The following is a 12,631-nucleotide window of genomic DNA, read 5'->3' as shown; positions in this document are numbered from 1 at the left end:
CCGCCATGCTCGACCCCCGGCCCGACTCCCGACCCGAGCCGCCCGCCCCTGACGTGTCGCCCGCCGAGGTGGTCGGCTTCTGGGTCGACGAGGTCGGCGCCGACGGCTGGTATGCGCGCAGCACCTCGCTGGACCAGACGATCCGCGACCGCTTCCGCCCCGCGTGGGAGGCCGCGGCGACCCTCGCCCCCGACTGGGCCGCCCGCGGCCCCGAGGGCGCGCTCGCCGCGCTAATCCTGACCGACCAGTTCCCGCGCAACATGTTCCGCGGCGACCCGCGCGCCTTCGCCACCGACGCGCTGGCGCTGCGTCTCGCCGATGCGGCGATCGCCGCCGGTCACGACATGGCCACGCCCGAGCCGGCGCGGCAGTTCTTCTACCTGCCCTTCGAGCACAGCGAGTCGCTGGCCGATCAGGACCGCGCCATCGCGCTGTTCGCCGAACGGATGCCGGGCGAGAACCTGCGCCACGCGCGGCTGCACCGCGACGCCATCGCGGCCTTCGGGCGCTTCCCGTGGCGGAACGCGGCGCTCGGCCGCACCTCGACCGCTGCCGAGAAGGCGCTTCTCGACGCGGGCGGATACGGGGCGCTCGTCTCGGGCAAGGTGGTCCTTGCCGACCTCGGGTGAGCCTGCGATTGTGACCCGACGTCACACGGTTACGGCCACAGGTTAACGGGGGACATGGGATGGCGCAGCAATTCGACGTGGTGGTGATCGGCGCCGGACCCGGCGGCTATGTGGCGGCAATCCGCGCCGCGCAGCTCGGGCTGTCGGTCGCCTGCGTCGAACGCGAGCATCTGGGCGGCATCTGCCTCAACTGGGGCTGCATCCCGACCAAGGCACTGCTGCGCTCGGCCGAAGTGTTCCACATGATGGAACGCGCCAAGGACTACGGGCTGAAGGCCGGCGACGTGGGCTTCGACCTCGACGCGGTGGTGGCGCGCTCGCGCGGGGTGGCCAAGCAGCTTTCGGGCGGCGTGGGCCACCTGCTCAAGAAGAACAAGGTCACCGTGATCATGGGCGAGGCGACGCTGACCGCCCCCGGCAAGCTCAGCGTCAAGACCGAGAAGGGCACGGACGAGATCACCGGCAAGGCGATCATCCTCGCCACCGGGGCGCGGGCGCGCGAGCTGCCCGGGCTCGAGGCGGACGGCGATCTGGTCTGGACCTACAAGCACGCGCTGGTGCCGAAGCGGATGCCCAGGAAGCTGCTGGTCATCGGCTCGGGCGCGATCGGGATCGAGTTCGCGTCGTTCTTCAACACGCTCGGGGCCGAGACCACGGTGGTCGAGGTGATGGACCGCGTCCTGCCGGTCGAGGACGCCGAGATCAGCGGCATCGCCAAAAAGCAGTTCGTCAAACAGGGCATGACGATCCTGGAGAAGGCGACGGTCAAGAAGCTCGACCGCAAGGGCGGGACCGTCACCGCCCACATCGAGACCGGCGGCAAGACCGAGACGCGGGACTTCGACACAGTCATTTCGGCCGTGGGGATCGTCGGCAACGTCGAGGGGCTGGGGCTGGAAAAGCTGGGCGTCAAGATCGACCGCACCCATGTCGTGACCGACGACTACTGCCGCACGGGGGTCGAGGGGCTTTACGCCATCGGCGACGTGGCGGGCGCGCCGTGGCTCGCCCACAAGGCCAGCCACGAGGGCGTGATGGTCGCCGAACTCATCGCCGGCCAGCACGCCCACCCGTGCAAGGCCACGAACATTCCCGGCTGCACCTATTGCCAGCCGCAGGTCGCCTCGGTCGGCCTGACCGAGGAAAAGGCCAAGGCCGCCGGGCACGAGGTCAAGGTCGGCCGCTTCCCCTTCATCGGCAACGGCAAGGCCATCGCGCTGGGTGAGCCCGAGGGGCTGGTCAAGACGGTCTTCGACGCCAAGACCGGCGAGCTTCTGGGCGCCCACATGGTCGGCGCCGAGGTCACCGAGCTGATCCAGGGCTACGTCATCGGCAAGACCGCCGAACTGACCGAAGAGGACTTCATGCACACCGTCTTCGCCCATCCGACGCTGAGCGAGATGATGCACGAGTCGGTGCTGAGCGCCTACGGCCGGGCGATCCATTTCTGAGGGAGCGGCGCCGGGGGGGCTCGGACGCCCCGCCTCGGCGGGCCGGGTGGGGAAGGCCGGGGGCCTCAAGGCGCGTGCCCTACGGCTGCGGCCATCACTGGTCGTCGTGCCAACCGTGCCTGATCGTCAGCGCTGACGGAATGGAGGGCACTCTCGGCGCGGACCCTACCTCCCGGCGCCGGAGCCGCGTCCTACCAGAGCGCCGGATCGGCCAGCGGCGCGGCGCAGCGGCTGGTGCCCCGCAAGGGCGGGAGCGCGCCCGACGCCTCGCCCCCGGGCAGGCGACCGAGCCACCCCTGCGGCATCGACAAGGGAAACGGCGGGGCCGTCTCGCGCGGGTCGAGCGGCCGAAACCCCAGCCGGCCGTAGAACGCCGGATCGCCATAGGTCAGCACCGCGTCGACGCCCTCGGCGTCCAGCGAGGCCAGCGCTGCGCCGAGCAGCCGCTGGCCGATCCCTTCGCCCTGCCGCCCCGTCGCCACCGCCATCGGCGACAGCAGCAGGACCCGCCGCGGGTCGTCCGAAAACGCGAGCGGCGAGAACAGCACGGCCCCCACCAGCGCGTCGCCCTCGCGGGCGAGGAACGCCTCGGCCGCGGGTGCCGGTTCCGCCAGAAGCGCGGCGGCAAGCCGGCCGACGCGCGCGCCCTCGGCGGGGCCTTCGGACGCCGCGAAGCTGTCGTGGATCAGCGACGCGATCTCGCCCGCCGGGTCAGCCGCCTGCCGCGTGACCCGCAGCACCGCTACCGCCCCACCACCATGTCATCCCGGTGCACCAGCGCGGTGCGCGGCGCGTAGCCCAGCAGCGCCTCGATTTCGTCGCTGCGGCGCCCGGCGATCAGCGCCGCGTCGGCGGAATCGTAGCGCACGAGACCCTGCGCGAGCGCCGCGCCCTCGGGGCCGCGGATCACCACCGGGTCGCCGCGGTGAAAGGCGCCGCTGACCGCCCGCACCCCGGCCGGCAGAAGCGAGCGCCCCTGCCCCAGCGCCCGCGCGGCACCTTCGTCCACGACCAGCTCGCCCCGCGGCTTCATCGCCGCGATCCAGCGCTTGCGCGCGGCCTGCGGGTCGCCCTCGGGCAGGAACCACGTCACCCGCGCGCCCGAGGCGACCGCCGACAGCGGCCGCAGGACCGAGCCCTCGGCAATCGCCATCGCGCAGCCGCCCGCGACCGCGGTGCGCGCGGCCATCAGCTTGGTCTTCATCCCGCCCTTCGACAGCCCCGAGACGGGATCGCCGCCCATCGCCTCGATCTCGGCCGTCAGATGGGCGACCACCGGCAGGTGCCGCGCCGCCGGGTCGGTCTTGGGGTTGGCGGTGTAGAGCCCGTCGACGTCCGACAGCAGCAGCAACTGGTCCGCCCCGCAGGTCACGGCGATCTGCGCCGCCAGCCGGTCGTTGTCGCCGTAGCGGATCTCGTCGGTCGCCACGGTGTCGTTCTCGTTCACGATCGGCACCACGCCGAGGCTCAAGAGCGTCTGCATCGTCGCCCGGCTGTTGAGATAGCGGCGGCGGTTCTCGGTATCCTCGAGTGTCACAAGCACCTGCGCCGTGGTAACGCCGTGCGGGGCCAGCATCTCCTCGTAGGCGCGGGCAAGGCGGATCTGCCCCACCGCCGCCGAGGCCTGCGCCTGCTCGAGCGTCAGCGCGCCCGCGGGCAGGCCCAGCACCCGGCGGCCGAGTGCGATCGAGCCCGACGAGACCAACACCACGTCCGCGCCGCGCCGCCGCCAGTCGGCCACGTCGTCACAGAGCCCGCGCAGCCAGTCCGTCCGCAGCCCCTCGGCCCCGACCAGCAGCGCCGAGCCGATCTTGACCACCAGCCGCCGCGCGGCGGCGATGTCCGGGGTGGCGGGCATAGGCGAAGCTGGCATCGCAGGCGCGGCCCTCACGGCTGCCACGTCGTCCGCGGGGCGGCGACCGGGGCGCGGGTCGGCTCGATCGCGGTCCAGAGCGCGCGCAGCACCTCGGTCACGCCCTGGCGCGAGACGCCGGACATGACCATGACCGGCCCGCCGATCTCGGCCTCGAGCGCGGCGCGGCGCTCGGCCAGCGTGTCCGCGTCCAAGGCATCGGCCTTGTTCAGCACGGTGATGCGGGGCTTGGCCGCCAGCACCTCGGAATAGGCCTCGAGCTCGGTCAGGATCGTGCGCGCGTCCCCCGCCACGTCCTCGGCGGTGCCGTCGACAAGATGCAGCAGTACCGCGCAGCGCTCGACATGGCCGAGGAACTGGTCGCCCAAGCCCCGGCCCTCGCTCGCGCCCTCGATCAGGCCCGGAATGTCGGCCATGACGAACTCGTGCCCGTCCACGCCGACCACGCCCAGGTTCGGGACCAGCGTCGTGAAGGGATAGTCGGCGATCTTCGGCCGGGCGTTCGACACCGCGGCGAGGAAGGTCGACTTGCCCGCGTTGGGCAGCCCCACCAGCCCCGCGTCGGCGATCAGCTTGAGGCGCAGCCACAGCGTCCGCTCAACCCCCGGCAGGCCGGGGTTGGCGTGCCGCGGCGCGCGGTTGGTCGAGGATTTGAAGTGCAGGTTGCCGAAGCCCCCGTTGCCGCCCTTGGCCAGCAGCACCCGCTGGCCCGGCTCGGTCAGGTCGGCGACCACCGTCTCCTGGTCCTCGTCCAGGATCTCGGTCCCGGCCGGGACCTTCAGCACGATGTCGTCGCCCGAGGCGCCGGTCATCTGGCTGCCCATGCCGTGCTGGCCCGAGCGGGCGAAGAAATGCTGCTGATAGCGGAAGTCGATCAGCGTGTTCAGCCCCTCGACCGCCTCGGCCCAGACATCCCCGCCGCGGCCGCCGTCGCCGCCGTCCGGGCCACCGTATTCGATGAACTTCTCGCGCCGAAACGAGACGCAGCCCGAACCGCCGCCGCCCGAGCGGATATAGACCTTGGCGAGATCGAGGAACTTCATGGCGCGGTCTTTCCTGCGGGCGGATGGGGCGGGTCGAGGGGGCGGGGCAAGCCGCAGGGATACGCCGCCCCGCCCCGCGCCGCAAGCGCGGCGCCCGCCGGCCCGCCGCGCGCCGTCGGCCACGGACCCCGCGCCACCGCGCGGCGCGGCCTTTCAATTCCCGCGGCCCGTGCCCACATCCGCTCCATGAGCACCCCATCCGCACCCCAGTTCGACAACTCCTACGCCCGCCTCGGGCCGGGGTTCTTCAGCCGCACGCCGCCGACGCCGGTGCGCGGCCCCGGGCTCGTCGCCGTCAACCGGCCGCTCGCGGCGCGGATGGGCCTCGACCCCGACTGGCTCGAGAGCGAGGCGGGGCTTGCCATGCTCGCCGGCAACGCCGTCCCGCCGGGGGCCGAGCCGATTGCTCAGGCCTACGCCGGGCACCAGTTCGGCGGCCTCTCACCGCAGCTCGGCGACGGGCGCGCGGTGCTGATGGGCGAGGTCGTGGCCCCCGACGGGCTGCGCTTCGACCTGCAGCTCAAGGGCTCGGGCCCGACGCCCTTCTCGCGCCGCGGCGACGGGCGGGCGTGGCTCGGCCCGGTCCTGCGCGAGTTCCTGCTGTCCGAGTTCATGGCCGCCGTGGGCGTGCCCACCACCCGCGCGCTGGCCGCCGTCACCACCGGCGAGACGGTCTGGCGCGAAAGCCCCCTGCCCGGCGCGGTCCTGACCCGGGTCGCGCAAAGCCACATCCGCGTCGGCACCTTCGAGTTCTTCGCCATCCGCGGCGACCTCGATCGCCTGCGCGCGCTGACCGAGCACGCGATCGCCCGCCATTACCCCGACGCGGGCGACGCGGCGGGGCTGTTGCGCGCCGTGGTCGCGGCGCAGGCCGAGACGGTCGCGCAGTGGATGGCGCTCGGGTTCGTGCACGGGGTGATGAACACCGACAACATGGCCGTCTCGGGCGAGACCATCGACTATGGCCCGGCGGCCTTCCTCGACGGCTATCACCCGGACACGAAGTTCTCGGCCATCGACCGGGGCGGCCGCTATGCCTACGCCGAACAGCCCCATGTCGCGGTCTGGAACCTCGCGCAGCTGGCCAGCTGCCTGATCCCGCTGATGGGCGCGGACACCGACGCGGCCGTGGCCGAGGCGACCGCGATCGTCCACGGCTTCCCGCCGCTCTACGACGCCGCCTGGCTGCGCCGATTCGGCGCCAAGCTCGGCCTCGCCGAAGCGGATGAGGCCGCGCGCCCGCTGATCGAGCGGCTGCTGGGGCTGATGGCGACCAACCGGGCGGATTTCACCCGCGTTTTCCGCGGCCTCGTGGACGGCACAGCGGCCGACGAGTTCCTCGACCCCGCGCCGTTCCGGGACTGGCAGCGCGACTGGCAGGCGCTAAGCCCCGACCTGTCGCTGGCCGCCGCCGCGAACCCGGTCCGCATCCCCCGCAACCACCGGGTCCAGCAGGTGATCGACGCGGGCGTGACGGGTGACTTCGGCCCCTTCCACCGGCTCTGGGCGGCGCTCGACGCGCCGTTCGAGGCGCGGGCCGATTGGGACGACCTGAGCCGTGCCCCGCTCGAGACCGAGGCGGTGCGGACGACCTATTGCGGCACCTGATCCCCCCCGACCTCGCGGGCCCTGGCTCGCGCGAGGCGCCCGGCGCCCCGGCTGCGCGCGGCCTCTGGAACTCTGGCGCGCGGCGTGACACTCAGGCGCCCATGACCCGGACCCTGCGCGTCGCCAGCTACAACCTGCACAAGGGCCGCGGCATGGTCGGGCCGCACGCGCCCGAGCGCAATCTGCAGGTCATCGCCGACCTCGATGCCGACATCGTGGCCCTGCAAGAGGTGGACTTCCGCTTCGGCGGCCGCCCCGAGGCGCTGCCGCGCGGGATGATCCGAGAGGCGACGGGCATGGTCCCCGCCCCCCACGTCGCCACCAGCGGCCAGTCGCTCGGCTGGCACGGCCAGACCATCCTGATGCGCCCCGAACTGGCCGCGGGCGCCAACGTCCGCCGCCTGCCTCTGCCGGGGATCGAGCCGCGCGGCGCGCTGGCCCTGCGGCTGGCGGCGCCGGACGCGCGCGGGCTGACGGTGATCGTGATGCACCTCGGCCTCGCGCGCTCGTCGCGCCGCGCGCAGCTCGCGCGGCTGATCGCCAAGGCGGTGCGGATCAGCGGGCAGGATTTCGTCATGACCGGCGACTTCAACGAATGGCACGACGACCGCGGCCTCGAATCGCTCGCCGGGCTGCAGGTGGTGGCGCCGGGGCCAAGCTGGCCCGCGCCCTGGCCGATGCTGCGTTATGACCGGCTGGCGCTCTCGGCCGGGCTGACGCTGCACGCGAGCGGGGTCCACGACAGCCCGCTGGCGCGGCGTGCCTCGGACCACCTGCCGATCTGGGCGGATATAGCGCTATCAGCGCCCTGACCGGGTTTCCCCGCCCCGCGCCCGGCGCTATGAGACCCGCGACCCAGCACCGGAGCGCGCCATGACCGCCATCATCGACATTTTCGCCCGCGAGATCCTCGACAGCCGCGGCAACCCGACCGTCGAGGTCGACGTGACCCTCGAGGACGGCACCATGGGCCGCGCGGCGGTGCCCTCGGGCGCCTCGACCGGGGCGCATGAGGCGGTCGAAAAGCGCGACGGCGACAAGAGTCGCTATCTCGGCAAGGGCGTGCTCGAGGCGGTGGCCGCCGTCAACGGCGAGCTCAGCGAGGCGCTGATCGGCGAGGACGCGACCGAGCAGCTGGCCATCGACGCGCTGATGATCGAGCTGGACGGCACCCCGAACAAGTCCCGCCTCGGCGCCAACGCCATCCTCGGCGTGTCGCTCGCGGTCGCCAAGGCGGCGGCCGAGGCCTCGGCCCTGCCGCTCTACCGCTATGTCGGCGGCGCGGGGGCGCGGCTGCTGCCGGTGCCGATGATGAACATCATCAACGGCGGCGAGCACGCCGACAACCCGATCGACATCCAGGAATTCATGATCATGCCGGTCAGCGCGGACTCGATCCGCGACGCGATCCGCATGGGCTCGGAAGTGTTCCACACGCTGAAGAAGGAACTCTCGGCGGCGGGCCTCGCCACCGGCGTCGGCGACGAGGGCGGCTTCGCGCCGAACCTCTCCTCGACCCGCGACGCGCTCGACTTCATCCTGCGCTCGGTCGAGAAGGCGGGCTACCAGCCCGGCGAAGACATCATGCTGGCGCTCGACTGCGCCTCGACCGAGTACTTCAAGGGCGGCAAGTACGAGATCAGCGGCGAGGGGCTATCGCTGACCCCGGCCGAGAACGTCGAGTATCTGGCGAAGCTCTGCGCCGACTACCCGATCCTGTCGATCGAGGACGGCTGTTCCGAGGACGACTGGGACGGCTGGAAGCTTCTGACCGAGCGGCTCGGCGGGACGGTGCAGCTGGTTGGCGACGACCTGTTCGTGACCAATCCGGCGCGCCTGGCTGAGGGGATCGCGCGCGGCTGCGGCAACTCGCTGCTCGTCAAGGTGAACCAGATCGGCACGCTCAGCGAGACGCTGGACGCGGTGCGGATGGCCGACCGCGCCGGCTTCACCTCGGTGATGAGCCACCGCTCGGGCGAGACCGAGGATTCGACCATCGCGGACCTCGCCGTGGCGACCAACTGCGGCCAGATCAAGACCGGCAGCCTCGCGCGGTCGGACCGGCTGGCGAAGTACAACCAGCTGATCCGCATCGAGGAAATGCTGGGCGCGACGGCCGAATACGCGGGCCGCTCGATCCTGCGCAGCTGATCGCCCCCCGCGGGGGGCCCGCTGCCCCCCGCGCCACGCCCACGAGAACGGCCGACCGGGCGGCTCGGTCACTCAGCCCGCCTCGGGCTGGACAAAAATATCCCGCGGGGGTGCGGGGGCGCGAAGCCCCCGCGAGCCGCGCGCCGCCACGCGGCACCGCACCCGTCCGCATATTTGTCCCGCCCCCCGGTGGCGCCCGCCGGCGCGAGTGCCTATCTTGGCAGCAACCTCATAGCTGCGAAGGGCACCTGCCGTGACCCAATCCATTGCCACCACCTCCGCCCTCCCCAACCCGCCCCGCTCGGTCGGCGAGGCGATGAAGCGCGGCGCGCTCGGGCGCTGCCCGGCCTGCGGCGAGGCGCGGATGATGCAGGGCTACCTCACGGTCCGCGACACCTGCCCGAACTGCGGCGAGGTCCTGCACCATCACCGCGCCGACGACGGGCCGGCCTATTTCACCATCCTCGTCGTCTCGCATCTGGCGGCGCCCCTGCTGCTGCTGATCTATACCCTCTACCGCCCCTCGACCGAGGTGCTGATCGCGGCCTTCCTCGGCGGCGCGGCGCTGCTGTCGCTGTTGCTGCTGCCGGTGTTCAAGGGCGCCTTCGTCGGGCTGCAATGGGCCAAGCGGATGCACGGCTTCGGCGGCGACGACCCGCATCTCGCCCCCGACCCGCACCACCTGCCCGCGGCGGATGAGGCCGCGCGGTGAGCCTTGCCGACGGCGCGGCACCGGCCGCCGACCTGCCCAAGGACCGGATCCGCGACGCGGCGACGATCATCCTGATCGACCGCGACCGCGCCGATGGACCGGCCGTCCTGATGGGAATGCGCGGATCGGCCGCAGCCTTCATGCCGTCCAAATACGTCTTCCCCGGCGGCGCCGTGGACCCTGAGGATGCCGCCGCCCCCTGCCCCGACGCGCTGTCCGACACCTGCCGCGCCCGGCTTGCCGTCGAGCCGCTGACCGGCGTCGGCGCCGACGCGCTGGCCCGCGCCGCGCTGCGCGAAATGGTCGAGGAGACCGGGCTCAGGGTCTCACCCAGCGCCGACGACCCGCTGCTCTTCGTGTTTCGCGCCATCACCCCGCCGGGCCGCCCGCGACGCTTCGACGCGCGGTTCTTCCTGATCGACGCGCGCAACATCACCGGCGACCCGAACGACTTCTCGGCCGCCTGCGACGAGCTGAGCCACCTGCACTGGGTGCCCCTCGCCCAGGCGCGCGAGCTGGACCTGCCCTTCATCACCGAGGTGGTGCTGGCCGAAGTCGCGGCGCTGGTCGCGCGCACCCAGGGGCCGCTCGCCCAGCCCGAGACGGTGCCGTTCTTCGACAACCGCGGCGACGAGCCGCGCTTCGTTCAGCTGTCCTGATCCCTGAGCAGCCGGTCGAGCTGCGCCCGCTCGTCGGCCGACAGCGCCGGGGGCGGCGCCGCCTCGGTCTGCCGCCGGCGCAGGAACAGCCACGCCCCGAGCGCCGCCAGCAGCGCCATGACCGGCCCCGCCCAGTAGAGCAGCAGGTTCGCCCCCTCGGGCTTCGGCTCGAACAGCACGTATTCGCCGAACCGCTGGGTGACGGCCGCGATCACCTCGGCGTCGCTGTCGCCCTCGGTCAGCCGCTCGCGGACATAGAGCCGCAGGTCGCGGCTGATCGGCGCGTTCGATTCGTCGATGTTCTCGCCCTGGCAGACCGGGCAGCGCAGCACCTGCCCGATCTGGCGGGCGCGATGCTCGAGCGCGGGGTCGGCCAGCACCTCGTCGGGCTGGACCGCCCAGGCGGCCTGCGCCAGCACCACGGCCAGCATGGCGAGCGTGGCCCTCGCCCCCATCCGCACCCCCGTCCGCGCCCTCATTCCGCGGCCACCGCGTTGCGCGGCGCGCGCCGGGCCGCCGCCGCGATCCGCCAGCGGCGGTCGGACAGGCTGACCAGCCCACCCAGCGCCATCAGCCCCGAGCCGAGCCAGATCCAGAAGGCGAAGGGTTTGAGATAGGTTCGCACCGCCCAGCCGCCGCCCTGCTGCGGGTCGCCGATCACCAGGTAGATGTCGCCGGTGAAGGCGCTGCGGATCGCTGCCTCGGTCGTCGGCATCGCCTGCACCGGGTACACGCGCTTCTCGGGCGACAGCACCGCGATCTCGCGCCCGTCGCGGACCACGCGCATGTCGGCCATGGTCGAGACGTAGTTCGGCCCCTGCACCTCGCGCACGTCGATGAGGGTGATGTCGTAGGCGCCGACGCGGAACGTCTCGCCCTCGCGGGCCACGCGGATGTCCTCGACCTGCCAGGCCATGAGCAGGCTGATGCCGACGAAGACGACGCCCAGCCCCGCATGGGCGATGACGCGGCCCCAGTCGGCACGCGGCAGGCGCGTCAGCCGGATCGCCTCGCGCCCGGCGCGTTGCCAGATGTCGATCGCGGCCCCGCCGATCAGCCAGGCGCCGAGCGCCGCGCCGATGACCGCCAGCGCCGAGTGTCCCGTAGAGACCGCAAAGACCAGCCCCGCCACCGCCACGGCGAGGATCGCCGCCGGCGCCATCGTCGCCATCGCCCGGCCCAGACGGCCGCGCTTCCACGGCAGGATCGCCCCGATCGGCAGCGCGATCGCCAGCGCCACCATGAAGGGCGTGAAGGCCTGGTTGAAGAACGGCGCCCCGACCGAAAGCCTGCGGTTCCACGCCATCTCGGCGACCAGCGGCCAGATCGTCCCGATGAAGACCACGAACGCCGCCACCGCGAGCAGCAGGTTGTTCAGAAGCAGCGCCCCCTCACGCGAGACCGGGGCGAAGACGCCCCGCGCGGTCATGGCGCCCGCGCGCGCGGTGAAGAGCGTGAGCGCGCCCCCCACGAAGGCCGCGAGGATCCCGAGGATGAACACCCCCCGCGTCGGGTCGCTCGCGAAGCTGTGGACCGAGGTGATGACGCCCGAGCGGACGATGAACGTCCCGATCAGCGAGAAGCCGAAGGCGATGATGGCGAGCAGGATGGTCCAGCTTTTCAGCGTCTCGCGCTTTTCGACCACGATGGCCGAGTGCAGCAGCGCGGTGGCCAGCAGCCACGGCATGAAGCTCGCGTTCTCGACCGGGTCCCAGAACCAGAAACCGCCCCAGCCGAGCTCGTAATAGGCCCACCACGACCCCAGCGCGATGCCGATGGTCAGGAACACCCAGGCGGCCAGCGTCCACGGCCGCACCCAGCGCGCCCAGGCGGCGTCGACGCGCCCCTCGATCAGCGCGGCCACGGCGAAGCTGAACGACATCGAAAGGCCGACATAGCCGAGATAGAGGAACGGCGGGTGGAAGGCGAGGCCGGGGTCCTGCAGCAGCGGGTTGAGGTCGCGGCCGTCGAAGGCGGGGACCTCCATCCGGGTGAAGGGGTTCGAGGTGAAGATGATGAAGGCGAGGAACGCGGCCCCGATCGCCCCCTGCACCGACAGCACGCGGGCGCGCAGCGCGGGCGGCAGATGCTCGCCGAAGGTCGCGGCCGCCGCCCCGAACAGCGACAGGATGGTGACCCAGAAGAGCATCGAGCCCTCGTGGTTCCCCCACACCCCTGTGACCTTGTAGAGCATCGGCTTGGCCGAGTGGCTGTTCTCGTAGACCAGCGCCACCGAGAAGTCCGAGGTGACGAACGCCACCGTCAGCGCCGCGAAGGCGATGCCGATCAGCCCGAACTGGGCCAGCGCGGCGGGGCGGGCGGCCTCGATCCAGGCGGGCCAGCCGCGGGTCGCCCCGACCATCGGCACGATGGTCTGGAACAGCGCCACGGCGAGCGACAGGATCAGGGCGAAATGACCCAGCTCGGCAATCATGCGAAAAGCCCCCCGGAGAGATACCGGGGGGCAGAGTAGTCCCTGCGCGCCGCGCCGACCAGCCCCGCGCG

General features: G+C 72.4%; 12 protein-coding genes. 7 read left to right on the top strand and 5 right to left on the bottom strand.

Translation table 11 applies throughout. The features are described 5' to 3' along the window. Positions 1-5: 5 nt before the first annotated feature. Complete coding sequence (locus HGN31_RS13340; protein WP_168783506.1) at positions 6-629, top strand: DUF924 family protein; 624 nt, start codon at positions 6-8, stop codon at positions 627-629. Positions 630-688: 59 nt separating this feature from the next. Continuing rightward, positions 689-2,080, top strand: coding sequence for a dihydrolipoyl dehydrogenase (gene lpdA, locus HGN31_RS13335; RefSeq protein ID WP_168783505.1), 1,392 nt, complete (start codon positions 689-691; stop codon positions 2,078-2,080). A gap of 191 nt (positions 2,081-2,271) precedes the next feature. Here the strand turns inward: lpdA and HGN31_RS13330 are convergent, their stop codons facing one another. Genes HGN31_RS13330 through obgE form a run of 3 tightly spaced genes read right to left on the bottom strand, consistent with a single transcriptional unit; the run spans position 2,272 to position 4,996 of the window. Further along, positions 2,272-2,820, bottom strand: coding sequence for a GNAT family N-acetyltransferase (locus HGN31_RS13330; RefSeq protein WP_244961025.1), 549 nt, complete (start codon positions 2,818-2,820; stop codon positions 2,272-2,274). A 2-nt stretch (positions 2,821-2,822) separates the two neighbouring features. Next, positions 2,823-3,938: a glutamate 5-kinase gene (gene proB / locus HGN31_RS13325; RefSeq protein ID WP_168783948.1), complete on the bottom strand. Its 1,116-nt coding sequence runs from the start codon at positions 3,936-3,938 to the stop codon at positions 2,823-2,825. 29 nt (positions 3,939-3,967) lie between these two features. Further along, positions 3,968-4,996: a GTPase ObgE gene (obgE, locus tag HGN31_RS13320; protein ID WP_036702974.1), complete on the bottom strand. Its 1,029-nt coding sequence runs from the start codon at positions 4,994-4,996 to the stop codon at positions 3,968-3,970. Positions 4,997-5,182: 186 nt separating this feature from the next. Between obgE and HGN31_RS13315 the strand changes: the two genes are divergently transcribed. From HGN31_RS13315 to HGN31_RS13295, 5 genes are all read left to right on the top strand, one after another. After that, a complete protein-coding gene (locus tag HGN31_RS13315; RefSeq protein ID WP_168783504.1) occupies positions 5,183-6,604 on the top strand; it encodes a protein adenylyltransferase SelO in 1,422 nt (473 codons plus the stop codon). 101 nt (positions 6,605-6,705) lie between these two features. Next, complete coding sequence (locus HGN31_RS13310; protein ID WP_036702969.1) at positions 6,706-7,416, top strand: endonuclease/exonuclease/phosphatase family protein; 711 nt, start codon at positions 6,706-6,708, stop codon at positions 7,414-7,416. Between the two features lie 61 nt (positions 7,417-7,477). Then, the gene (gene eno, locus HGN31_RS13305; RefSeq protein WP_168783503.1) at positions 7,478-8,755 is read left to right on the top strand and encodes a phosphopyruvate hydratase; all 1,278 of its coding nucleotides are present in this window, start codon (positions 7,478-7,480) and stop codon (positions 8,753-8,755) included. 316 nt (positions 8,756-9,071) lie between these two features. Continuing rightward, positions 9,072-9,467, top strand: coding sequence for a DUF983 domain-containing protein (locus HGN31_RS13300; RefSeq protein WP_081969137.1), 396 nt, complete (start codon positions 9,072-9,074; stop codon positions 9,465-9,467). Beyond that, positions 9,464-10,126, top strand: a complete 663-nt coding sequence (locus HGN31_RS13295; RefSeq protein ID WP_168783502.1) for an NUDIX hydrolase — start codon at positions 9,464-9,466, stop codon at positions 10,124-10,126. Before HGN31_RS13300 ends, HGN31_RS13295 begins: the two co-directional genes overlap by 4 nt. On the opposite strand, the gene HGN31_RS13290 is transcribed toward HGN31_RS13295, so the two are convergent. Next, a complete protein-coding gene (locus HGN31_RS13290; RefSeq protein WP_244961023.1) occupies positions 10,114-10,605 on the bottom strand; it encodes a cytochrome c-type biogenesis protein in 492 nt (163 codons plus the stop codon). The genes HGN31_RS13295 and HGN31_RS13290 overlap by 13 nt on opposite strands. Next, positions 10,602-12,560: a heme lyase CcmF/NrfE family subunit gene (locus HGN31_RS13285; RefSeq protein WP_168783501.1), complete on the bottom strand. Its 1,959-nt coding sequence runs from the start codon at positions 12,558-12,560 to the stop codon at positions 10,602-10,604. The genes HGN31_RS13290 and HGN31_RS13285 overlap by 4 nt, the downstream gene beginning before the upstream one ends. Between the last annotated feature and the right edge of the window lie 71 nt (positions 12,561-12,631).

This window comes from Paracoccus sanguinis (assembly GCF_012689545.1).
Taxonomy (GTDB): Bacteria; Pseudomonadota; Alphaproteobacteria; order Rhodobacterales; family Rhodobacteraceae; genus Paracoccus; species Paracoccus panacisoli.
This window is presented reverse-complemented; position numbering and strand designations above follow the sequence as displayed.